The 21,049-nt window shown below is 67.1% G+C and carries 18 protein-coding genes and 1 pseudogene; 12 read left to right on the top strand and 7 right to left on the bottom strand.

The genetic code is table 11. The features are described 5' to 3' along the window. Window position 1 precedes the first annotated feature (1 nt). Window positions 2-601: a YdeI/OmpD-associated family protein gene (locus QRN07_RS01705; RefSeq protein WP_050684487.1), complete on the bottom strand. Its 600-nt coding sequence runs from the start codon at window positions 599-601 to the stop codon at window positions 2-4. A gap of 179 nt (window positions 602-780) precedes the next feature. Here QRN07_RS01705 and QRN07_RS01700 point away from each other — a divergent pair, with 179 nt between their 5' ends. The 6 genes from QRN07_RS01700 to QRN07_RS01675 all read left to right on the top strand — a co-directional run bounded on the left by QRN07_RS01700 (window position 781) and on the right by QRN07_RS01675 (window position 6,493). Continuing rightward, window positions 781-1,626 carry a VOC family protein gene (locus QRN07_RS01700; RefSeq protein ID WP_200933636.1) on the top strand — a complete coding sequence of 282 codons (846 nt, stop codon included), beginning with the start codon at window positions 781-783 and terminating at the stop codon, window positions 1,624-1,626. A gap of 9 nt (window positions 1,627-1,635) precedes the next feature. Continuing rightward, on the top strand, window positions 1,636-2,175 hold the full coding sequence (locus QRN07_RS01695; protein ID WP_050684486.1) for an NUDIX hydrolase family protein: 540 nt from the start codon (window positions 1,636-1,638) through the stop codon (window positions 2,173-2,175). An 88-nt stretch (window positions 2,176-2,263) separates the two neighbouring features. After that, window positions 2,264-3,262, top strand: a complete 999-nt coding sequence (locus QRN07_RS01690; protein ID WP_056598127.1) for a DUF6707 family protein — start codon at window positions 2,264-2,266, stop codon at window positions 3,260-3,262. A gap of 82 nt (window positions 3,263-3,344) precedes the next feature. Beyond that, window positions 3,345-4,070 carry an SRPBCC family protein gene (locus QRN07_RS01685; protein ID WP_050684484.1) on the top strand — a complete coding sequence of 242 codons (726 nt, stop codon included), beginning with the start codon at window positions 3,345-3,347 and terminating at the stop codon, window positions 4,068-4,070. Between the two features lie 33 nt (window positions 4,071-4,103). After that, a complete protein-coding gene (gene tgt, locus QRN07_RS01680) occupies window positions 4,104-5,426 on the top strand; it encodes a tRNA guanosine(34) transglycosylase Tgt (protein WP_502934773.1) in 1,323 nt (440 codons plus the stop codon). Between the two features lie 143 nt (window positions 5,427-5,569). Continuing rightward, window positions 5,570-6,493 carry a hypothetical protein gene (locus tag QRN07_RS01675; protein ID WP_285240215.1) on the top strand — a complete coding sequence of 308 codons (924 nt, stop codon included), beginning with the start codon at window positions 5,570-5,572 and terminating at the stop codon, window positions 6,491-6,493. Between the two features lie 112 nt (window positions 6,494-6,605). On the opposite strand, the gene QRN07_RS01670 is transcribed toward QRN07_RS01675, so the two are convergent. Beyond that, a complete protein-coding gene (locus tag QRN07_RS01670; protein WP_285240214.1) occupies window positions 6,606-7,331 on the bottom strand; it encodes a queuosine precursor transporter in 726 nt (241 codons plus the stop codon). Between the two features lie 188 nt (window positions 7,332-7,519). Here QRN07_RS01670 and QRN07_RS01665 point away from each other — a divergent pair, with 188 nt between their 5' ends. Continuing rightward, on the top strand, window positions 7,520-8,374 hold the full coding sequence (locus tag QRN07_RS01665) for a hydroxymethylpyrimidine/phosphomethylpyrimidine kinase (RefSeq protein WP_056598134.1): 855 nt from the start codon (window positions 7,520-7,522) through the stop codon (window positions 8,372-8,374). 84 nt (window positions 8,375-8,458) lie between these two features. On the opposite strand, the gene QRN07_RS01660 is transcribed toward QRN07_RS01665, so the two are convergent. The 3 genes from QRN07_RS01660 to QRN07_RS01650 all read right to left on the bottom strand — a co-directional run bounded on the left by QRN07_RS01660 (window position 8,459) and on the right by QRN07_RS01650 (window position 13,611). Beyond that, entirely contained in the window at window positions 8,459-10,207 is a 1,749-nt protein-coding gene (locus QRN07_RS01660) for a pyruvate dehydrogenase (protein WP_285240213.1), read from the bottom strand. A gap of 166 nt (window positions 10,208-10,373) precedes the next feature. Next, the gene (locus QRN07_RS01655) at window positions 10,374-12,836 is read right to left on the bottom strand and encodes a carboxypeptidase regulatory-like domain-containing protein (protein WP_285240212.1); all 2,463 of its coding nucleotides are present in this window, start codon (window positions 12,834-12,836) and stop codon (window positions 10,374-10,376) included. 157 nt (window positions 12,837-12,993) lie between these two features. Next, complete coding sequence (locus QRN07_RS01650; RefSeq protein WP_056595487.1) at window positions 12,994-13,611, bottom strand: TetR/AcrR family transcriptional regulator; 618 nt, start codon at window positions 13,609-13,611, stop codon at window positions 12,994-12,996. Between the two features lie 100 nt (window positions 13,612-13,711). Between QRN07_RS01650 and QRN07_RS01645 the strand changes: the two genes are divergently transcribed. Continuing rightward, window positions 13,712-13,999: a putative antibiotic biosynthesis monooxygenase gene (locus tag QRN07_RS01645; RefSeq protein WP_056595404.1), complete on the top strand. Its 288-nt coding sequence runs from the start codon at window positions 13,712-13,714 to the stop codon at window positions 13,997-13,999. Window positions 14,000-14,121: 122 nt separating this feature from the next. Here QRN07_RS01645 and QRN07_RS01640 read toward each other — a convergent pair whose 3' ends face one another. Beyond that, entirely contained in the window at window positions 14,122-15,513 is a 1,392-nt protein-coding gene (locus QRN07_RS01640) for an MFS transporter (protein WP_056595406.1), read from the bottom strand. A gap of 242 nt (window positions 15,514-15,755) precedes the next feature. Between QRN07_RS01640 and QRN07_RS01635 the strand changes: the two genes are divergently transcribed. The 4 genes and pseudogenes from QRN07_RS01635 to QRN07_RS01620 all read left to right on the top strand — a co-directional run bounded on the left by QRN07_RS01635 (window position 15,756) and on the right by QRN07_RS01620 (window position 19,477). After that, a complete protein-coding gene (locus QRN07_RS01635; protein WP_285240211.1) occupies window positions 15,756-16,424 on the top strand; it encodes a response regulator transcription factor in 669 nt (222 codons plus the stop codon). Beyond that, window positions 16,421-17,890: a sensor histidine kinase gene (locus QRN07_RS01630; RefSeq protein ID WP_285240210.1), complete on the top strand. Its 1,470-nt coding sequence runs from the start codon at window positions 16,421-16,423 to the stop codon at window positions 17,888-17,890. The genes QRN07_RS01635 and QRN07_RS01630 overlap by 4 nt, the downstream gene beginning before the upstream one ends. Window positions 17,891-17,915: 25 nt before the next feature. Then, window positions 17,916-18,874 (top strand): annotated as a pseudogene (locus QRN07_RS01625) (TAXI family TRAP transporter solute-binding subunit). A gap of 111 nt (window positions 18,875-18,985) precedes the next feature. After that, the gene (locus QRN07_RS01620) at window positions 18,986-19,477 is read left to right on the top strand and encodes a hypothetical protein (RefSeq protein WP_285240209.1); all 492 of its coding nucleotides are present in this window, start codon (window positions 18,986-18,988) and stop codon (window positions 19,475-19,477) included. 6 nt (window positions 19,478-19,483) lie between these two features. On the opposite strand, the gene QRN07_RS01615 is transcribed toward QRN07_RS01620, so the two are convergent. Further along, window positions 19,484-20,971, bottom strand: a complete 1,488-nt coding sequence (locus tag QRN07_RS01615) for an XRE family transcriptional regulator (RefSeq protein WP_050686675.1) — start codon at window positions 20,969-20,971, stop codon at window positions 19,484-19,486. Window positions 20,972-21,049: the final 78 nt, after the last annotated feature.

The following is a 21,049-nucleotide window of genomic DNA, read 5'->3' as shown; positions in this document are numbered from 1 at the left end:
TTCAGGCGTCGCCGGGGCGCTTCTTCTGCGGGTACGGCGCTTCGCTCCGGGCCAGCATCTCCACAAAACCAGCGATCTTCCGCTCGCGGGTGGCGGCCAGTTTAACGCTGTTGGTGCGGTTGATCAGGGCAAACCGGTTGGACCTGGTGAGGACGTCAAACATGGCCTGGGCGGCGGGAACGGCGGCGATCGCAGCGGCCAGGTCAGCCGGAACTTCCGCGGTTGCCTGCCCGGCATAGGCAGCGGCCCAGCGGCCGTCCGCTTTGGCGGCGTCGACGGCGGCCCTGCCTGCGCCGGTCATTTTGCCTTCCTCCTCCAGCCGGGCCACGTAGGTGACGTTCCGGGCGGACCAGACGCTGCGGCGGCCGCGGGGTGTCATCCGCTGGAACGAACTTTCGGCGTCGCGCTTCCTGGCCTGGCCGTCAATCCAGCCGAAACACAGGGCTTCATCCAACGCCGCGGCGTAGTTGATCCCAGTCACCGTCCCGCCCTTTTTGTGCAGGACCAGCCACACCCCGGGACTGTCAGCGTGGTTCGCCTCGAGCCAGGACCGCCAGGCGGCAGCGTCGGGCACCAGCAGTTCCTCGAGTTCGATCGCCATGGCACCATTCTGCCGTGCAGACCATCGCTGCGACACCATCAACGCCACCCGCCGCAGCCACGTCCCGCCCGTGACAGGATGGCTTGGGGGCACCGGGAGCTTTGCCGCCCGGTCTCCGGCCCACCGCCCAGCCGGGCACGGCGTCCCGTCACCATCCGCCAGCACCCCAAGGATCCGCCATGCTCCGCGTCCGGCCCTTTCAGCACACCGCCAGGCTCCTGGAGTGGCAACGGTTGCTCGTTGCCCTGGGCATGGTCCCCGCCACGGGTAACGGCCGCACGTTCGACGCAGGATCCGGCAGGATCTCGCTGCAGCCTGCCCACCCTGCCCTCCCCGGCCTGGCCGGGCGGGCTGAGCTCGGCTTCGAGGTGCGCGTCCTGGCCGAGTTTGCCCGCCGCACCAACCTCGACGCCCAGGGCGACGGCCGGATCCCGGCAGTAATGTCCGGCGACGGCGCCAGCTGCGGCATCAGCGCCCCGGACGGCTTTTCCTTCCTGGCGGCGACCGCCAACCCTGCCGTACCCACAGTGGGCGCGGATCCGGCTCTGGCCGTTGTGGGACTCTGGTTCACGGAAGACCCATCCGCAGCGGCCCGGACCCTGGGCTGGATCGGTGCCCGGCCCAGGACCGGTCATGCCGCCGCCGACGCCTCTGCGTTCACGGCCAAAAACGGCGGCGTCATCCTGGTCAGGCCGGGACACGGCCCGGCCCGCTCCGGCCTTGGTTTTGAGTACGACGGCGACCTGGCCGCCCTGTGCGGGCGGCTCCAGGCCGCCGGCTTCGCCGCTGCCCTGGCCGGCCAGGGACCGGACGGACCGGGCAGCCTCCTGCGGGTTCCACACCCGGACGCCGGGCAGGACCCCGGGAAGGGCACCGTGCCTGGCGCCGGTGGGAACGCCGCGCCCGGGACGGATGCTACAGCCGGACAAGGGGCCGGCGAAAGTACGGCGGGCGGCGCCGTCGACGGAACCGCCACCCCTGCCCCCGGAGAGCTGTGGATCACCCGGCGCCCTCCCATGGGGTAGAACTTAACCATGAACGTGCGCACACCTGACCCGAATCCCGGCTGGCTTTCCGAAGAAGACCTTTTTGAGGCCCGCGGGCGGCTGCCCATGGTGTACGTCGAGGCGGTGCCCGTTCGGCTGGACCCGCTGGGCTTCGTCAACGAGGTGGGGACCCTCCTGCAAGCGGACGAGGACGGCACCATGGTCCGGTCGCTTGTATCGGGCCGCGTCATCTACCGCGAAACCATCCGCGCCGCCCTGCTCCGACACATGGAAAAGGACCTCGGTCCGCTGGCCTTCCCGCAGCTGCCCATCAGCCCGGTGCCCTTCACCGTGGCCGAATACTTCCCCGCACCGTCGCAGACGGGGTTCACCGACGAACGCCAACACGCGGTGTCCCTGGCGTACGTCATCCCGGTCACGGGCGAGTGCGAACCGAGGCAGGATGCCCTGGAACTGACCTGGATGACCCCGGACGAGGTCCTCAGCCCCGGCGTGCAGCTGGAGTTCGTCGGCGGCCGCGGCGGGCTCATCCGGCAGGCCCTGGCCTTCGCCGGCGTGGGCTACTGACACCCGCACCCCACCCGCCGGGTCCCCGATTTCCGGTGCCCGCCTTTGTAGACTGTTGGGCGGACCGCACAAGAATTTAAGGACTTCCATGACCGAAACACCAGCCGCACGGCGCCACAGCGAACAGCAGGCTGGATCTCTGGGCAGCGGACACCACATCCTGCTGCCGGACGGCCGGGGGACCGCAGAAATCCATCAGATCGAGGTGGAGCGCGACGATTTCGGGGCGCCCGCCCTGGTCCTCGCCAGCCTTTCCGGCGGCGGCACCCTGCGCATCGCCGTGGGCACCAGCGTCACCGTGGTGGACCAGCATGCCGACGCCGTCACCCGCCTTCCCGAGGCGGCCGGACAACCAGCTGAAGCACGGCAGCAGCAGCCCGCCGGAACTGCTGCGCCCGCCGCAGCGGCGCCCGCCGTCGTGGTTCCCCCGCTGCCGCCCGTACCACCGGCCATCAAGGGACCCAGCGACGAGGAACTCGCCCTGATCCCCACCGCCGCCGGCACCCCGGAGTCCGTTGTGGAAGCCGCGGCGGAGGCGCACCCGGATGCCATCGGCGTGATGCTGCTGGCGGACCGGCTGGCCAAGGGCGTGAACTTCAAGTCGGGCAGCTGCCTGAAGGACCTCAGCGACCTCGCCCAGGAACTGTTTGTGGCCCTGAAGGACGCCGAGAACGCGCTCCTCGTCGCGGACCTCATCACGGTCCTGCCTTTTGACGGCAACCCCGGCCGCTGGACGTCCGTGGAAGCGGCCCTCGCCCTGGCCAGCTACATCTGCCGGCAGGATGGCCAGGACCGCCGGGCCGCCGTCTACGAGCAGCTGATCCGGACTCCCGAGAACCAGGAAACCGACCCGTTCAAGGCCCGGATGGCGGCCAAGGTGCGGCAGCGTTCGCTCAATGAGCCCAACCTGTACGACAAGGAAATTTTCCGGGCCATCGACAATTCCAACCACGACGCCGAACGGGAATGGCGGCTGCTGCGGCTCGAATCACTGCTGTTCCTGCGCGCGCACGGCGGTTCGGAAACCATCGGCGGCAGCGAACTTAAGCGGCGCATCAGCAACGAACTTGAGGCCGTCCGCGCCTGAGGATCCACCCGGCCGGCGCGGGACAGCGCCGGCCGGCAACTGCCCCCTACCCGGGACGGGGCGGGAGTTGTACATTCGGGGCATGACCAACAATCTGAGCGTAGTGATCAACGCCGATGCGCCGCAGGTCTGGACCATGCTGCGCGAACCCGCCAAAGTTGCCCAGTGGCACGGCTGGCAGGCCGAGGACCTGGACGCCGAAATCAAAGAGATCTACTTCTCCGACGACGTGCAGGAAGCACCGGACCACACCAGCCTCACTGTTCACGGCGGGGACGTCTTTGAGCTCCACCCCGTGCCCACGGGGACCCGGGTCAGCGTGACCCGCGCCGCGCTGGACCACAACTCCGAATGGGCTGCCTGGGACGAGGACATCACCCAGGGCTGGCTCACGTTCCTCGAGCAGCTCCGGTTCGTGCTGGAGCGCCACCCCCGCGGCTCCCGCCACACACTGTTCCTGAACCTCCCCGGCGGTCCGGGCTCCGCCATCGAAAAGCTGGGCCTGGCCGACGTCCCGGCGCCGGGCGGGGACTACCGGCTCACGCTGGGAACCGGCGAGGAGATCTCCGGGAAGGTCTGGTACCGGTCCAACCACCAGGTGGGGCTCACGGTCCATGACTACGCCGACCACGGCGAGGGCCTCCTGGTGGTCACGGACCAGCCGGTCATCGAGGACATCCGGCCCGACGGCGGGTCCCTGGTGATTGCCTCAACGTACGGGCTGGGCGCCCACCGGCTGGAGTCGATCCGTACGGGGTGGGACAACTGGCGCGCTGAGAACTACCCCACATCGGAACCGGCCAGCTGACGGAGCGGCGGGGAATGCTGGCACACTGGTACGGTGCCAGCATTCCCCGCCCCTGCCCCGTCCCAGCAAGCCGCCACTGACGGTACGGCCGGGCAGCCTGCCGTCCAGGCCGAGTTCGGCTTCCAAGTGGGTACCCGGCTGTCGGACTCCTGCAGTCCTTCCGGCGCCCAGGTCTCGGAAAACGGCGGTGAATTCCTGGGCCGCACCGGCAGCATCTCCACCCCGCACGGTGAGATCCGCACGCCGGCGTTCATCGCCGTCGGAACCAAGGCGACGGTCAAAGCCGTCCTGCCCGAATCCATGGCGGACCTTGGGGCGCAGGCGCTCCTGGCCAACGCCTACCACCTTTACCTGCAACCGGGCGCTGACATCCTGGACGAAGCAGGCGGCCTCGGCGCGTTTATGAACTGGCCCGGCCCCACGTTCACCGATTCCGGCGGGTTCCAGGTCATGAGCCTGGGCTCTGGCTTCAAGAAGGTCATCGACATGAAGTCCGTTGATTCCTCCGGACCTGACGACGCCGTGGCGCCCGGCAAGGAACGCCTCGCCCATATCGACGACGACGGCGTCTGGTTCAAGAGCCACCTCAACGGCGACCGGCACCGGTTCTCCCCGGAAATCTCCATGCAGGTCCAGCACCGGATCGGGGCGGACATCATGTTCGCCTTCGACGAGCTCACCACCCTGCAGAACTCCCGTGGCTACCAGGTGGAGTCGCTGGAACGCACCCGGCTGTGGGCGCTGCGCTGCATCGAGGAGCACTTCCGGCTCACCTCCACCCGCGTCGGGAAACCGTACCAGGCGCTGTTCGGCGTCATCCAGGGCGCGCAGTACGAGGACCTCCGCCGCCAGGCCTGCCGCGACCTGGGCGCCATGCCCTTTGACGGATTCGGCATCGGCGGGGCGCTGGAGAAGGAGAACCTGGGCACGATTGTCCGCTGGTGCAATGAGGAGCTGCCGGAGGACAAACCACGGCACCTGCTGGGGATCTCCGAGCCGGACGACATCTTCACGGCCATCGAGAACGGCGCGGACACCTTCGACTGCGTCTCCCCCACCCGGGTGGCCCGCAACTCCGCCTTCTACACACCGCAAGGCCGGTTCAACCTCTCCGGCGCAAAATACAAACGCGACTTCGGCCCGCTGCAGGACGGCTGCGACTGCTACACCTGCGTCAACTACTCCCGCGCGTACATCCACCACCTGTTCAAGGCCAAGGAAATGATCTCCGCAACCCTGATCTCCATCCACAACGAGCGCTTTGTGGTGAAGATGGTGGACGACGCCAGGCTGGCCATCGAGGCCGGCACCTTCTTCGACTTCAAAGACGAGACGCTGGGGCAGTACTACTCCTGAGCCCGACGCCGTCGGAATCGCCGGAACGGTGCGGGGACGCCGAACCGGGACAGCGTCCCCGCACCGTTCCAGCGTCCCGGTTGTTTTCCACATAACGACGGCGGAACCTGGCCCACGCGCGGAGCCCATCCGAAGCTGGATGGATGACACAGCTCCCGCCGCTCCCCGCAGCAGGCAACCTTTGGCGGACCGGCCAGCTGCGGGCCGCGGGACTGAACTCCCGGGCCGTACGCCAGCTCGTCAGCAGCGGCGGACTGGTCCGGCTCCGGTACGGCTGCTACATCCGGGGCGCTCTATGGGAAAAGCAGTCCGCTTCGCTTCGCAGTGTGCAGCTGATCCATGCCCATGCTTACGGGACGTTGACGACGTCGACTGGCGGCTTCGTGTACAGCCACACCTCGGCTGCAAGGCTCCATGGCCTTTTCCTTTGGAATGTTGACGACCTGATCCACCTGCTGTTCCGGGTGCGGCCGTCCTGTGAGCGCCTCGGCAAGGACATCCGTGGCCACACCCGGCCCTATTCAGACGCAGAGGTCATAACCCGGGCCACGCTCCGCGTTACCACCCTTGAGCGCACAACGGTGGACTGCGCCTTGATGCTCAGCTACCGCCAGTCGCTGATCATTATGGACAACGCGCTGCGGCTCGGCGCGGATACCTCCCTCATGCAGGCAGCGGCGGACGGGCTGGCAGGGCAGCGCGGGATACGCAACCTCCGGGCGGCTTTGGCCAACGCAGATGCCAGCGCCGAGTCGGCCGGGGAAACGCTGACCCGCGAACTCATTACCCGCCTGCAGCTCCCCAAACCCGAGGCCCAGGTGGAGGTCCGGAGCCGCGCGGGCTGGCACCGGCTCGATTTCGCCTGGAAGGACAAGAAAGTGGCCCTCGAATTCGACGGAAAGGTCAAGTACTTCGACTACAAGCCCACTGCCGAAGTCCTGTTCCAGGAGCGGCGCCGCGAAAAGGCGCTCACCGAGGACGGCTGGTTCTTTGTCCGGGTGGAATGGAAGGACCTGTTCCGGGAGCAGGAGTTCAAACAACGCGTGCTCACAGCCCTAAGACGCTAGTCCTGTTTCCGTGCCCGGTCGGCCTCCCGGCGTCGAAATCGCTGGAACGGTGTGGGGACGCTGACCCGGAACAGCGTCCCCACACCGTTCCAGCGTTTCGGGTGACATGGGCCTAGGCCAGGTAGCTGGGCTCGCGTTTCTTGATCCAGCCGATCACCACGGCGGTGACCGGCACAAACAGGAATTCCACCAGGGTCTTGTAGACAAACCCCACCACCACGTAATTCACAAACATGCCGAAGTCCGTGATGCCGATGACCGAGGCCGCGATGCTGCAGAAGATCAGGGTGTCCACGAACTCGCCGGCGCCGGAGGAGCCCATCAGCCGGGCCCACAGCGACTTCTCGCCGGAGCGGGCCTTCATCCGGACCAGGATCCATGAGTTGATGGTCTGCCCGGCCAGGAACGCCAGCAGCGAGGCCAGCACGATCTGCGGGACGGGTCCCAGCGCGCCTTCCAGCGCAGCCTGCTTGGACGCGCCGAAGTCGTCGTCGAATCCCGGCAGCGCGATGATCACCCAGTAGCTCAACGATGCGAAGACGGACAGCGCGAAAGTGGTGAGGATGGCTTTGCGGGCCACTTTGAAGCCGTAGACCTCGCTGATCACGTCGCCCAGGATGTAGGCCAGCGGGAAAAGGAAAAAGCCGGCGTCGGTGATGATGGGGCCGAATGCCACGCCCTTGGACGCGCCAATGTTGGACAGGATCAGGATGACCGCCATGGCTGCGAGCAGGATCCCGAAGTACGGCGAGCCGATCGAAGCGAACCTGGCCGTTTGGCCTGGGGCTGCGCCGCGCGCGTGGGTGGGGAGGGCGTCAGGGCCCGGGGCAGAAGGCATGGGAGGTCCGTTCAAAGTGGTTCGCTCGGTCGCGGATGCTTCGCGGGCCGGCTGTATTAGCACTGTCGCCCAATTCTCCCATTGGCCGGGCCCGGCTGCCGCCCGTTGTAACGGTGAACACACACTGCCGGAGTGCCCTGTTCAGAAACACAAGGAAAACGGACGACGCCGGGTGGCAGGATGGTGCCATGACTTCCGTTTCCGCTGACGCAACACAGCCCGCTGCCCCCGCAGTTGTCCTGACCATCGCAGGATCCGAAGCCACCGGCGGCGCCGGCGCGCAGGCGGACCTGAAGACCTTCCAGGAACTGGGCGTCTTCGGCATCGCCAACCTGACCTGCATTGTCTCCTTCGATCCGACGGACAACTGGAACCACCGCTTTGTGCCCGTGGACCAGCAGGTGATTGCTGACCAACTGGAGGCGACGACGGCGGCGTACGGCCCGGCGTCGGGCGCGCCGTCTGTGCTGGACAGCGTGAAGATCGGCATGCTGGGCAGCCCGGCCACCATCGCCACGGTTGCCGGCGCCTTGAAGGCCAACGCTTTCCGCCATGTGGTGCTGGACCCGGTGCTGATCTGCAAGGGCCAGGAGCCGGGACACGCGCTTGACACCGACCAGGCGCTGAAGGCCCATATCCTGCCGCTGGCCACGTTTGTGACGCCCAACCATTTCGAGGCGGAGTCGCTGTCCGGCCTGGTGATCACCGACGTCGAGTCCCTCAAGGCCGCCGCCATCCGCATCCACGAAATCAGCGGCGCAGCAGTCCTGGCCAAGGGCGGAGTGCGCCTGGCCGGTGCGGACGCCGTGGATGTCTTCTACGACGGGTCCACCCTCGAAGTGCTCAGCGCCCCCAAAGTCGGTGAGGTGGCGGTGTCCGGCGCCGGCTGCTCCCTGGCCGCAGCTGTCACCGCTGAACTCGCCAAGGGTGCCTCGCCCCTGGCAGCGGCTCGGACGGCCAAAGCCTTCGTCACGGCCGGCATCAAAAACCGGGTTGCCTCCGGAGCGCCGTTCGACGCGCTCTGGCAGGGCGGCGCCCGCTAGCCAGGCCGCACCGGCTGGAAACTCCAACGCCCCCGCACATCGGTGCGGGGGCGTTGGTATCTCCTCGACCAGGGAATGCGGGCCCTAGCGGCGCGGGATGTTCCTAAGGTTGCTCCGGGCCATGCTCACCGCTTCCCCGGCGCCGCGGTTCAGGACCACCTTGGACATGGCGGTGGCGAAGCCCAGCACCTGCGAGCCGGAGATCTTTGGCGGGATGGACAGCGCGTTCGGATCGGTGATGAGCTCCACCAACGCCGGGCCTGGGTGGGCAAAGGCTTCGCGGTAGGCGGACTCGATCCGGGCCGGGTCCGTGACCCGTTCGGAGTGGAACCCCAGGGCCCGGGCAACCTCTGCGTAGTTCGCATCGGGGACGTCCACACCGAAGTCCGGCAGCCCGTCCACCAGCATCTCCAGCTTGACCATGCCCAGGGTGGAGTTGTTGAACACCACCACCTTGACCGGCAGTTTGTGCGCCGCAACAGTGATGAGTTCACCCATCAGCATGGAGAGGCCGCCGTCGCCGGACACGGAGACGACCTGCCGTCCTGGGAACGCGGCCTGCGCGCCGATGGCGTGCGGGAGGGCGTTGGCCATGGAGCCGTGCAGGTACGAACCGATCAGCCGGCGGGTGCCCAGCGGGTTGATGTACCGGGCCGTCCACACGTTGCACATGCCGGTATCGGCCGTGAAGATGGCGTCCTCAGCGGCCAGCTGGTCCAGGAGCGATGCCGCGTATTCGGGGTGGATGGGCTGTTTTTTCTCCACCTTCCGGGTGTAGGCACCCACGGCTTTGTTCATCAGCCGGTCGTGCTTTTTCAGCATCTGGTCCAGGAAGCGGCGGCTCTTCTTCTGCTTCAGGAGTGGCAGGAGGGCAGCCAGGGTGGGCAGCACGTCGCCGTGCACGGCGACGTCGACGTCGGTCCTGCGGCCTATCTTGTGCGCTGCCCGGTCCACCTGCGCGGTCCGGGTACCGGGCAGGAACTGATCGTAGGGAAAGTCCGTGCCCAGGAGGACCAGCAGGTCCGCGTCGTCGATGCCTTCTGCCGCAGCGCCGTAGCCCAGTAGCCCGGTCATGCCGATGTCATAGGGGTTGTTGTACTGGACAAAGTCCTTGCCGCGGAGTGAGTGGCCGATGGGCGCATGCACACGCTCGGCAAGGGTGATCAGCTCGCTGTGGGCCCCCTCAACCCCCGCGCCGGCGAAAATGGCGACTTTCCCGGCGTCATTAATGGCATCCGCGAGTTCCTGCACACTGGCCGGATCCGGCACCAGGCTGGCCCGCCGGAAAGTTGCCGGCAGCGGCGTGGGGGTGGTGGCTTCGAGCCCGGCCACGTCACCGGGCAAGGTGACGACGGCGACGCCGCCCAGGCCCACGGCATGCTGGATGGCGCTGTGCATTACGCGCGGTGCCTGTTCGGCGGTGCTGACCAGTTCCGAGTAGACGGAGCATTCATTGAACAGCCGGTCCGGGTGGGTCTCCTGGAAGAAGCTGCTGCCGATCTGCTTGCTGGGGATGTGCGAGGCGATGGCCAGGACGGGCGCGCCGGACCGGTTGGCATCGTAAAGGCCGTTGATCAGGTGCAGGTTTCCGGGGCCGCAGGAGCCGGCGCAAACGGCGAGTTTGCCGGTCAGTTGCGCTTCGGCCGCGGCTGCGAAAGCGGCGGCCTCCTCATGCCGCACATGGACCCAGTCGATGCCGCCCTGGCTGGCGCCCCCGGTCTTGCGGACAGCGTCCACGATGGGGTTCAGGCTGTCGCCCACAATCCCGTAAATCCGCTGCACTCCGGCAGCCTGCAGCTGTTCAATAAGTTGGGTGGCGATTTCCTTGGCCATGCGTGCACACTCCCGCAATCGAATTGATGGGCTGACAGGCCCAATATAGTCCGCCAGGCTGGGTACTTTCCCGTTGGCCCCTTAACGCCACCGGCCCCCTTCCCGGGATAGGAAAGGGGGCCGGTGGTTACCGCAATGCCGTTCCAGGTGGCCCCGGACAGGCGGATCAGCCGATCAGTGCGGTGGCCGCTGAGTAGCGGGCCAGGGCGGTGTAGGCCGTTTTGGTGCCGGTCACGCGCATTTTGATGGCAGCTCCCTTGTCCGCTGCCACCAGCTTGTAAGTCGGTCCGGTGGCGCCGGTGATGGCAGTGCTGCCGCGGTACCACTGGTAAGCCAGCGTCACCGGCGCCGGACCCCACGCACCCGGAACAGCCGTCAACACCGAACCAACCTTCGCCGTCCCGGACACCGTCGGAACCGGCGCAGACAGGGTTCCCACCGCGACAGCCGCCGTCGCAGCAGAAGTCTTCGCCGCCGTCGTAAACCCGGCCTTGGCCCCCGTCACCCGAACCGTCATGGCCTTGCCCTGATCAGCAGCAGCCAGCGTATACGCCGACGACGTCGCACCCGACACCGCAACCCCCGCCCGGAACCACTGATACGCCAGCGTCACCGGCGCCGGACCCCACGCACCCGGAACAGCAGTCAACACCGAACCAACCTTCGCCGTACCGGAAACCGTCGGAACCGGCGCAGACAACGTTCCCACCGCGACAGCCGCCGTCGCAGCAGAAGTCTTCGCCGCCGTCGTAAACCCGGCCTTGGACCCCGTCACCCGAACCGTCATGGCCTTGCCCTGATCGGCAGCAGCCAGCGTATACGCCGACGACGTCGCACCCGTCACCGCAACACCCGCCCGGAACCACTGATACGCCAGCGTCACCGGCGCCGGACCCCACGCACCCGGAACAGCCGTCAACACCGAACCAACCTTCGCCGTCCCGGACACCGTCGGCACCGGCGCAGACAACGTCCCGGCAGCAACAGTGACGGACGCTTGGCCGTGGTACGGCTGGAGCGGCCAGTCATAAACGCTGAGCCGGGCGGTGACTTTTTTGCCGGCGTCTGAAGTCTGCAGAAGGAACGTCCGCTGATTGGACCTGTAGTCCTGGACGCCATTCACGAACCAGTCGTAGTAGGGACCGAAATCGGGGACGGGGCTGAGTGTTCCGTGGTTGACGGTCAGGGTGTTTCCCGCGCTGGGTGTGCCCGAAATGGTGAACGGGGCCGATGCAGTGACGGCCTCGGCGCCCGATGCACCGGCGTGCACGGTCTCGGAGTAGGACGAATACCCGGCCTTGGTCCCCGTGACCTTTGCCCAGATGTCATATCCGGCATCGGCGGCAGTGGGCACATACGTGGTGGCTGTGGCGCCGGCTATGTCCTGGAGCTGGGCACCTTCCTTGGAGCGCTGCCACTGGTAGGCCAGAGCCACCGGAGCGGGTCCCCATGCGCCGGGATCAACTGTGAGTGTCTGTCCTGCCTGCGCCGATCCGTAAACGTAGGGCCTGCCCGGAGCCATCGACAGGCCGTCCCGCTCCAGCTGGATTGCTGCGGGCACCCGCTGCCCGGCTGACGTTGCGGTCAGGATGGAAGCGGCTTCCATGGTGGCGACGTTGTTGTAGCACTCGGGCTTGTACCGGTACTCCCGGGGTGCGCCGCCGTAGACCGTATCGGAAACGCAGAGCTTGTATTTTTTGCCCACAGTCATGCGCCAGTAGATCTTGCCGTTGGCGTCCGAGGTCAGTGGCCCCATCTGGGGGCCGTCCCAGGCGCCGGTTGCGTCGTTGTAGACCCACGGGACGTAACCGACGTCGGCAATGGGGGCGCCGTCGGGGCCCGTAACGGTTGCTTCGATCAGCGTTTCATTACTCATCACAAAATTGGCGTTGGTCCACTTAACCCCGGCAGGAACAGTGGCTGTGGTGTAGGTGTCCACGGCAGCGGTCCCGTTCCAGTACTTCTCCAGGTAAAGCCGCTGCCCGGACTCGTCCCTGACGCTGATGTAGGCCTTGTTGGGCGGGACCTTGCCAAGCGTGTAATACCCGTTGGCATCGGGTTTGGTGCTGCTGACCTGCCCACCGCCGGCGGGCGACGCCTCGACGGAAACGGCTGTCAGCGGCTGCCCTGCCTGGTTGGTGATCCGGCCGCTGATGGTGCCGTACGCCTCCAGCTGCGGGTTGAACGTGGTGGTGGGGGCAGCATCGGTCACGGCCACGGGCGTCGAGTTGTAGGAGCCCGACTCATTGTTGTTCCACTCGCTGGCGTAGGTTGCCGAGCAGGGCCCGCTGCTGCAGGTGGTCCACATCTTGTAGCTGCCGGCTGCCGGTACGGTGAAGCTGTAGGACCCGTCGGCCGCTGTCCACGCGCCGGCCACGGAGGAGGCCGCGGAGTTGTTGGTGTAGGCCCCCACCCACACATCCCCCAGCGGCGTGGCCGTTGCCGTGGCGCTCAGCTTCCCCTTAACAACGCCCTTGAAGGTATAGGTCGCGGCCGAGGCAGGAACGGCGCCGGCGAAGAGGCCGGCGGCCACCAGCACCACCGCCGCCAGGACAGCCCAGGGCCACGCCCACACCCCCTGCCATGGTCTTTGGATCGGATGGTCGGCGGCAGATCGCGGCAACGGCATGGGTAAGGTCCTTTTCCCCAAGAAAGTGACAGAAGGGACCGAGCGGTCCGCTGCCATCGTAGGCGCCGGTCCGCAGCAGCGCCATGGGGAGTTCTGCCCGGCGTCGCGGCAGCGTGGCGTGAACGGACGACGGCGGCGCGCACCCGGGAGTTCAGGTTCAGACTCCTGGGTGCGCGGCTTCCTTAGCCCTGGCATCAGTGAGCAGGGCACCGGCCATCAGCGTGGCCGTCCGCACAATCGCTGCCCGGCGCCGGACGGCCCGGTCCGGCGCGCTCCCGGCCAGGAGGGCGTCGATCTGTGGCAGCACCGGCCAGCCATCGCACAGCGTGACAACGGTGATCAGCAGGTCCGCCGCGTCCTCGCGGTCCACGCCCGGCAAAACGTCCATCACCTGCCCCACCTTGATGGCGCAATGATCGGTGCGGGTGGCTCTGCTGACGGTTTCCCGCCCGCGTTCCAGCCCTTCCCAGAACACCAGCCGGGGCAGCACGCCGTCCGTGGTGTGCCTGTCGAACAGCCGGCCCGCATAATCGCCAAAGGCTTCCGGGCCGGAGCCGCGGATGGGAACCTCGGTCATCACCCGGATCATTTCGGCGGCCAGGACGGCATCGAACAGGTCATCCTTTTTGCCGAAGTATTGGTAGATGCGCTCCTTGTTGACGCCCGCGGCGGCGGCGATCCGGTCCACCCGGGCTCCGGCGAGTCCGTTGGCGCTGAATTCCGCGGTGGCGGCAGCCAGCAGCAGCTCTTTGGTGCGTTCGGTATTCCAGGCCATGGCACCCATCCTACGCAATTTCCAACCAAGTAGTTGCAATTGGCCGGACGTCCCCGTAGTGTCGCCATCAACATAAGCAACTAACCAGTTGGAGATTTCGATGACTGCCGTGCCACAGCCCGCCACCGACACCCCTCCCGCGGCTGCCCTGACGCCTCTGCCGCCCGCACCGCCGTCCATCCACACCCGCGCCGTCATGACCTGGCTGGCCATCTTTCCGCTCGTTTCCATCGGCATGCTGGTCCTCGGTCCGCTGATGGACAGCTGGCACCCGGTGCTCCGGGCCATGGGGCTGACCCTTCTGGTGGTTCCGTGCGCCGTTTACGTGGTGCTCCCCCGGTTCTTCCGGCTGCACGGGGCCCTGGCAAGTCGCCGCGCGGCACGCTGACAGCTGCCGTAAACGCCAAAGGTGCGGTGCCGTAAACGCCAAAGGTGCGGTGCCGGCGAAAGCCGGCACCGCACCTTTTCCTGCATCTTCCGGTAACCCCGGCTGGGGCAACCGGGCGTGAACTAGCGCCTTGCCTCGAGGAGGTCGGCGCCGTCGTCGGACTTGGCAACGTCCCAGGCGTGGCCCTGTTCCTCATCCAGCTGGGTGGGCTTCTTGTTTTTCAGCGCGAAAATGTACACCAGCAGCGACAAGGCAATGGCCACCGTGACGTAGGTGAAGAAGAGCTCGATGTTGCCGGCCTTCTGCAGCGCCGCGCCAATCAGGGGAACCGTTCCACCAAACAGGGAGTTGGCGATGGCGTACCCCAGGCCCACGCCGAGGGCGCGGATGGAGGCCGGGAAGAGTTCGGCCTTCACCAGTGCGTTGATGGACGTGTAGCCGCCCACAATGACCAGGCCGCCGAGCATCAGCAGGAAGGCCGTGAAAGGATCCCGGGTCCCGCCCAGCGCGGACAGCAGCGGCCACGTAAACAGGACGCCGGTGATTCCGAACCACAGCAGCAGCGGCTTGCGGCCCACCTTGTCGGAGATGATGCCGTAGACCGGCTGCAGGCACATAAAGATCAGCAGCGCCCAGAAGTTGATCACGGACGTCTCGGTCTTGGCGATGCCGGAGGTATCGTTCATGAACTTCAGGATGAAGTTGGTGTACGTGTAGAAGGCAACGGTGCCGCCCAGCGTGATGCCGATGCAGATCAGCAATGGCTTGAGGTGCTTGGTCAGCAGGAGGCGCATCGTTCCGGGCTGGGCCTCGCCGGCAACCTTCACGTGTGCGGCGCGCAGCTGGTCGGAGGACAGCGTCTCCTCCATGGAGCGCCGGAGCCAGAGAACCACCAGTGCCGCCACCCCGCCGATCGCGAACGGGATCCGCCAGCCCCATTCGGTAAGCACGGTGCCGCCCATGCTGTTCTGCAGGATGATCAGGACCAGCAGCGCCAGCATCTGGCCGCCCACCAGGGTCACGTACTGGAAGCTGGAGAAGAACCCACGACGGCGGGACGTTGCCGCTTCCGACATGTAGGTTGCGCTGGTGCCGTACTCGCCACCGACGGAGAAACCCTGTACCAGGCGGATGAACACGAGGATGATGAGCGCCCAGATCCCGATGACGTCCTTGGTGGGCAGGATGGCGATGGCGAACGAGCCGGCGGACATCATGGTCACGCTCAGGGTCAGGGCGGCCTTGCGTCCCTTCCGGTCGGCGTACCGGCCGAAGAACCAGGCTCCGATGGGCCGCATCAGGAAGGTCGTGGAAAACACCGCCATGGCCTCAAGGCCCGCCTGGAGGTCACTTTCGGAGCTGAAGAAGTGGGACTGGAAGTAGGCGGCGAAGACGGTGTAGACGTAGAGGTCGTACCATTCAACGAGGTTGCCGGCGGATCCTTTCAGGATGTTGCCCACGGCCCTCCGGGTCTGGGCCGCCTCGTTACGCGGCGTTGCGTGTTGGGTGCTCATCAGTGAACCTTCCTTGGCGTGGACAGTCTCCCGAACGGTTGGAGGACTTCCACCAAGTTAGGGGTGATGCGGCGCACAACCAACGCCGGGACGGCTTTCCTAACACTTCCTTAGGATTCGCCCAGCCGGGCCCCGCCCATGCCGCCGCAGGTATCCGGCAATGGCCCGCCCCGGGTAATTCCGGCCCGCACGCGATAGTCTCCAGTGACGCTTCCACCCGGCAGCGCAGAAAAGGACAGGCAATGGATGTGCTGATCGTCGAGGACGACGACGCCATGGCCGCTGCCCTGACCGCCGCGGTTGGCTCAGCCGGACTGCATACCACCCGGGTCTCCCGCGGAGCCGACGCCCTGCTCTTGCACCGGAACTTCCAGGTGATTCTCCTGGACCTGGGGCTGCCGGACATGGACGGGCTGGAGGTCCTGCGGAAGCTCCGCCAGGTCACGGACTGCCCCATCCTGATCCTGACCGCCCGCGATGATGAACGCAGTGTGGTCCTGGGCCTGCGCTCCGGCGCGGACGACTACCTGGTCAAACCCGTCAAGTTGGTGGAGTTGTTGGCCAGGATCGAGGCGGTGACCCGCCGGGCAGGGCGCGCCCGGGACAGCGCGCCGGCCACCATTTCCCTGGCCGGGCTGGAGATCGACGTGAACCGGCGGTCCGCCACCCGCGACGGCGCGGTCCTGCCGCTGACGGCCACGGAGTTCGACCTGCTGGCCCTGCTGGCCCGCCATGCCGGATCCGTGGTCACCCGGGAACAGATCCTGGACGCGCTGTGGGGCGATGCGTTCCTGGCCTCGTCCCGGTCGCTCGACGTGCACCTTACCGGGCTGCGGGCCAAGCTGCAGAAGCCCGGCTTTATCATCAACGTGCGTGGGGTGGGCTATCGGGTGGAGGCTGATCCGGCGTGAGGATCCGGGTCCTGGGCATCCTGAGCGTGCTGTGCCTGGCAGTGGTTTTCCTGGTCACCGGGACCATCCTGACCTCGGCGTCCCGGGAGCTGACCCAGGAACTGCAGATCAACCGCGCAGCCTCGCTGAACCGGCTGGCGCAGGTGGCCTTCGATGCCTCGTCCGACGGCGACACCGCCCGGCTGCAGCGCGACATGGACACGTACTCGGGGTTGTACGGGGAGGGCATTGTGGTCCGGGTCCAGCAGTCCACGCTGCGGTCCGGCGGCCTGGACGGAGACCGGGCGGACGTCGCTGCTGCGTTGTCGCAGGCCAGGCTCAACGTAAACGGCACCTCGCTGGCGCCGATTGAGCCGTTCGGTGCCGGTTCCCAGCTCATGTTCCGGCCCTTCGGAAGTGCCAGCCAAGTGCTGGGGGCGGTGGTCCTGGAAGTTGACCTGGACGCCGCCCGCCAAAAACTCCGGGAACGCTGGCTGCTGGTGGGAGCTGCCGCACTGGCGCTGGCAGCCGTCCTGCTGCTGGGGGCCGCACGGCTGACCGGCTGGGTCCTGCGGCCCGTCCTGCGGCTGGATTCCGCCGTGACCGAGCTGGAACGGACAGGCCGGGCAGGCAGGCTGCCGGAGGACGGCCCGCCGGAGCTCCGCCAGCTGGGCAGGTCCTTCACTGCCATGGCCGGGACGCTGACGGCCAGCCTCGACTCCCAACGCCAGCTGATCGCCGACACATCCCACCAGCTCCGGAATCCCGTGGGAGCCCTGCGGCTGCGGATGGACCTGCTCCAACTGGAGTTGGCAACGGCCCGGGAACGCGGCGCCGCGGACAGTGTCATGGTGGAGCTGGAACGTGTGGAGGAAATCCTGGACGGCGTGCTTAAGCTTGCCGCCGCCGAGCACCGGTCATCCGAGGACGCCGCCCGGCCGTTCAGCGGTCCGGCCCGGCCGCCGGCCCAGACCATGGACCCGTACCCGGTCCTGCAGGGGGAAGTGGAGCGGGCCCTGCCGGCGGCGGAGCGGGCGGGCTGCCGCCTGGTGCTGGCCCCGCCGCCGGCGCCCAGCGCGTTGGTGGGCTGCCATCCGGCGGAACTCGCGCAGATGGTGGCTGAGTTGCTGAACAACGCCGTCAAGTATGCGCCGACTGCAACGGTCACAGCGAGCCTCCAAGTTGACCCCGGCACTGCAGTGGTGGAAATTTCCGACGACGGTCCAGGGCTTTCCGCGCCGGACCGGGCCGCCGCCGCCACCAGGTTCTGGCGGGCGGCGCAGCACTCCGCGGTCCGGGGGACGGCGCAGCACTCCGCGGTCCGGGGGACGGGGCTGGGGATCACTATTGTGGGTGAGCTGGCGGCAGCCAACGGCGGCCGGTTGGTGCTGGCCGCGGTCGAACCCCATGGCCTGGCGGTGCGGCTGGAGTTCCCGGTGCTGCCGGATCAGCGGCTGGCCACGGACCCGGGAGCCAGGCGTGGCTGACGCCGGTGCGGGGCTTTCACGGCGGATGGTCCTGCGGGGCGGGCTTGCCGCAGGACTCGCCCTGGGACTGCCGGCTGCGCTGGCCGGCTGCACAGGTGCCGGCCGCCCTGATCTGGTCACCGTTGCCGGTGGTGAGCCTGGCGGCTTCTACCTTGAGTTCGCTGCCCTCCTGGCCGCTGCGCTGGAGCGGCACGGGGTGGCCGGCAAAGCCACTGCCGTCCCCACCGGCGGCAGCCTGGACAACCTGGCGGAACTGCGGGCGGGCCGGGCCACGTTTGCCGTGGCCCTGGCGGACGCCGCGGGCACCGGAACGCCGGTTGAGGCCGGGACGGATCTTGCTGCCCTGGGCCGGGTTTATGAAAACTACGTTCATTGCGTGGTGCGGCGGGACAGCGGCATCAGTGCACTCGGCCAGCTGGCCGGCCGCCGGATCGCCGTGGGCCAGCCGGGCTCCGGCACCTCCCTGACCACACCAAGGATCCTTGCGGCTGCCGGCCTGTCCGCCTCGCCGGAAGGTGCGGCATCGAAGGCGGGGACCGTCGTCGTCCTCAACCTGGGGCTCAACGAGGGACTGGCCGCCCTGCGGGCTGGCTCCGTGGACGCCTTGTTCTGGTCCGGCGGTGTGCCCACGGCGGCCATCGCCGTTGCGGGGCAGGACGTGGCGCTCGGGCTGCTGGACCTGTCCGCGGTGCTCCCGGAGCTCCGCCGGCAGCACGGGGCGGTGTACGACAGGGTGCTGATCCCCGCCGACAGCTACCCGGGCGTGCCGGCGGCGTGGACCGTGGGCGCCGCGAACCTGTTGCTGTGCCGGCCCGACCTGGACGCCGCAACAGTGCAGCGGACCGTGAAACTGCTGGTGGACAACGCCAGTGAGCTGATCCCGGAATCAAGCCTCGGGGTGCAGTTCCTCAGCCCGGAATCAACACGGCCGGCATCACCCTGCATCCGGCGGCCGCTGCCGCGTACCGGGAGTTGCACGGCTAGGGCGTTTCGCGGTGTTTTCCACATACGTCCGATGGGTCGTGGCTGCCGGATATCTTCGGGCCTAGCTTTGGAGCACAGCCTGTCAATGCTGACAGCGCAGGAGAGGAAACGATGGCCACAAAATCACGCAACGCGAGGGGTCAACGGCATCATGCCAGGTGTCAGCCGGGAAACCCCTTCGTCAACGCAGACCAACACGTGGTTCTGCCCTCGCCCGCTAATGTACGCGAACTGGAAGCCCTCACTCCGGCCTTTATCCGCTGGTTCCGGGCGGGCCCCGGTAATCCTGACGCGACGTTTGTCGTCGAGCATCTGGCCTTCTTCTTTCGCTTTTACCCGCGGGACGAAGAAACATCCTCCATCACTGCATTGCATCCGGGGGATGTGGCCGCGAAGATGGCTTCGCTCCTTCTGCATACGGTCCAGGAAGGAATTGTGGCCATGTACTGTTTGATGCACTTTGTGGAATTTCTCCGCGATTCCAGCCGGTGGACCGGCGACCAGGAATCGTTCCGGGCAGTCCACGGGCTCCTTACCGATTTCATCTGCATCGATCTCAGGGCGGCGCGCCAAAGCCTGGACAGGGCAGTACGCCGCGGCTAAGCCGGCTCAGCTTCCCGAATGCGCCTGCAGGAAGCTGTACACCTCGGTTTCGTCCACGCCGGGGAACGCGCCGGGCGGCATCGCGGCCAGCAGGTGCGAGTGGGCGCGGGCGGACGGCCAGGCGTTTCCCGCCCATTCGGACGCCAGCGCCGCCGGCGGCCGCTTGCAGCAGTTGGGGTCCGGGCACAGCGACTTTTCCCGTGCGGTGGTCTCCCGTCCGCGGAACCACTTCACGTGCTGGTACGGCACCCCGATGGACAGGGAGAACTCGCCGTTGGCGGAGCGCTCCGTCCGCGCTGTGCACCAGTACGTGCCGGACGGCGTGTCCGTGTACTGGCTGTAGGCACTGAACTTGTCGGGCACATCGAAGACGGCCCGCGACGTCCACGCCTTGCACGACGGTTGGCCCTCGATGGCGCCGGTATGGTCCTGCGGGAACGTCACGCCGTCGTTCTCATAGGCCTTGTAGATGATGCCGCTTTGGTGGGTCTTCTGGAAATGGGTGGTGATCCCCAGATGCCGGGTGGCGAGGTTGGTGAAACGGTGCGCGGCCGTCTCGTAGGAAACCGCAAACGCGTCCCGGATATCCTCAACAGCGATCTCCTTCGCCGCCTTGGCCTTCTGCAGGAAGTCCACCGTCGTCTGCTCAGGCAGGAGCAGCGCCGCCGCGAAATAGTTCGTGGCCACGCGCTGGGCCAGGAAATCACCGTAGTTTTTCGGCGTCTCGTGCCCCAGCACGTAGTGGCCCAAGGCCTGCAGCAGCACGGAACGGGGGTCATGGTCCTGCCGTTGGCTTTGCGTCAGGTAAATTCGGCGGTTCTTCAGGTCCGTCACCGACCGGGTGGAATGCGGCAGGTCCCCTACGTGGTGGAGGCTGAAACCCAGGTTCTCCGCGATGTCCGCGATGACGTGCTGGGACAACGGACCGGAGGTGTACCCCACGGCGGCCAGCACCTTCTTCGCCTCCGCCTCGTACTCCGGGAAGTAGTTGCCGCGCTCGCGCATCATGGCCCGCAATCCGCCGTTGGCCCGCCGGGCCTCCTCGGGGGTTGCCACCTGTTCGTTCAGCTTGCGTTCCAGCTCGTGCAGCAGCCCCACCTGGGCTTCCAGCACATCCAGCGGAAGCCTTGAGCTGATGCGGATTTTGGGGATGTTCAAGGTCTCATACAAGGGCCCCCGCTGGTAGCGTTCCAGCTCGATCTCCAGGGCCGCCCGGCGGCTTGGCGGTTCGGCCCCAAGCAGCTGTTCGATCCCCACCCCCAGGGCAGCGGCGAGCTGCTGCAGCATCCCGAGTTTGGGTTCCCGCTTGCCGTTCTCGATCAGGCTCAGCTGGCTTGGCGCGGTTCCCACCGCGGCACCCAGGCCGTCAAGGGTCAGGCCTGCAGCTTTCCGCAGGTGGCGGACCCTGCGGCCCAGGCTGATGACGTCCAGTTCGGGGACGGCGGCGGGGACGGTGGACGGCGCAACGTTGCGGTTCCAGCTGGTAGGCGGCATTTATGCAGGATAAGCGAAGAAACGCATTTCTTTCCAGTCTTTTGATCTATTTTCCGGATTGCAACTACGGAAAAGTGT

It is taken from the genome of Pseudarthrobacter sp. MEB009, assembly GCF_030208875.1.
In the GTDB taxonomy this organism is placed as follows: domain Bacteria; phylum Actinomycetota; class Actinomycetes; order Actinomycetales; family Micrococcaceae; genus Arthrobacter.
The sequence above is the reverse complement of the archived record's forward strand: the minus strand, read 5'-3'. Positions and strand labels throughout refer to the sequence as shown.

Bases quoted from the DNA above. Each gene is read 5' to 3' on its own strand.
- QRN07_RS01660 (WP_285240213.1), bottom strand. From the start codon at position 10,207: ATGGCCAAGGAAATCGCCACCCAACTTATTGAACAGCTGCAGGCTGCC.
- QRN07_RS01695 (WP_050684486.1), top strand. From the start codon at position 1,636: ATGAACGTGCGCACACCTGACCCGAATCCCGGCTGGCTTTCCGAAGAA.
- QRN07_RS01670 (WP_285240214.1), bottom strand. From the start codon at position 7,331: ATGCCTTCTGCCCCGGGCCCTGACGCCCTCCCCACCCACGCGCGCGGC.
- QRN07_RS01690 (WP_056598127.1), top strand. From the start codon at position 2,264: ATGACCGAAACACCAGCCGCACGGCGCCACAGCGAACAGCAGGCTGGA.
- QRN07_RS01675 (WP_285240215.1), top strand. From the start codon at position 5,570: ATGACACAGCTCCCGCCGCTCCCCGCAGCAGGCAACCTTTGGCGGACC.
- QRN07_RS01640 (WP_056595406.1), bottom strand. From the start codon at position 15,513: ATGAGCACCCAACACGCAACGCCGCGTAACGAGGCGGCCCAGACCCGG.
- QRN07_RS01620 (WP_285240209.1), top strand. From the start codon at position 18,986: ATGGCCACAAAATCACGCAACGCGAGGGGTCAACGGCATCATGCCAGG.
- QRN07_RS01615 (WP_050686675.1), bottom strand. From the start codon at position 20,971: ATGCCGCCTACCAGCTGGAACCGCAACGTTGCGCCGTCCACCGTCCCC.
- QRN07_RS01705 (WP_050684487.1), bottom strand. From the start codon at position 601: ATGGCGATCGAACTCGAGGAACTGCTGGTGCCCGACGCTGCCGCCTGG.
- QRN07_RS01635 (WP_285240211.1), top strand. From the start codon at position 15,756: ATGGATGTGCTGATCGTCGAGGACGACGACGCCATGGCCGCTGCCCTG.
- QRN07_RS01685 (WP_050684484.1), top strand. From the start codon at position 3,345: ATGACCAACAATCTGAGCGTAGTGATCAACGCCGATGCGCCGCAGGTC.
- QRN07_RS01700 (WP_200933636.1), top strand. From the start codon at position 781: ATGCTCCGCGTCCGGCCCTTTCAGCACACCGCCAGGCTCCTGGAGTGG.
- QRN07_RS01650 (WP_056595487.1), bottom strand. From the start codon at position 13,611: ATGGCCTGGAATACCGAACGCACCAAAGAGCTGCTGCTGGCTGCCGCC.
- QRN07_RS01655 (WP_285240212.1), bottom strand. From the start codon at position 12,836: ATGCCGTTGCCGCGATCTGCCGCCGACCATCCGATCCAAAGACCATGG.
- QRN07_RS01645 (WP_056595404.1), top strand. From the start codon at position 13,712: ATGACTGCCGTGCCACAGCCCGCCACCGACACCCCTCCCGCGGCTGCC.
- QRN07_RS01665 (WP_056598134.1), top strand. From the start codon at position 7,520: ATGACTTCCGTTTCCGCTGACGCAACACAGCCCGCTGCCCCCGCAGTT.